Below are 614 nucleotides of genomic sequence, written 5' to 3' on the forward strand. Positions count from 1 at the left end.
ACTGGCGCAGGCCACGGGCCGGGCTAAGAGCTTCTATGTTCGTGAAGCGATCATGGAGCATCTGGACGATCTCGAAGATTTATACCTTGCTGAACAACGCCTGATCGACCTGCGGGCAGGTAAAACTAGGGCCGTTCCGCTCGAAGATGTGATGAAGCGGTATGGCCTGGAAGATTGAGTTAGACCCTGCTGCCGAGCGTGAACTTGACAAAATCGACCAGCAGACCGCCCGCCGCATCCTTGCCTTTCTCCATGGCCGGGTTACCGCGCTCGACAACCCTCGCAGTATTGGCGAAGCCCTCAAAGGTTCCAAGCTGGGTGATTTTTGGAAGTACCGCGTAGGCGATTGGCGGATTATCGCCAGCATCGAGGACGGCGCTTTGCGCATCCTCGTTGTCAGAATCGGCAACCGCCGCGAAGTTTATAGGCGCTAATCGCAGACGAGACAGGGGCCACTTGCCGAATATGCAAGCGGCCCCTGTCTTTTTTCAAATCCAGATAGGTTCGATTGATGAGTCCCGCTTAGAAGCCCTGCCGCTCCCAAATCGGAGCCAGTGGCGCGGCTCCACCATCGCCACCCGAAATCGCGCCGATGCTGACCCGAGCAACCTTGT

Annotated in this window: 1 protein-coding gene; it reads left to right on the forward strand. The window is 57.2% G+C overall.

All coding sequences use genetic code 11. From position 1 onward, the window contains the following. Positions 1–161: 161 nt before the first annotated feature. Positions 162–434 carry a type II toxin-antitoxin system RelE/ParE family toxin gene (locus MXAZACID_RS17445; RefSeq protein WP_008495920.1) on the forward strand — a complete coding sequence of 91 codons (273 nt, stop codon included), beginning with the start codon at positions 162–164 and terminating at the stop codon, positions 432–434. The last annotated feature ends 180 nt before the right edge of the window (positions 435–614 follow it).

The organism is Acidocella sp. MX-AZ02 (assembly GCF_000306035.1).
GTDB classification, from domain to species: Bacteria; Pseudomonadota; Alphaproteobacteria; order Acetobacterales; family Acetobacteraceae; genus Acidocella; species Acidocella facilis.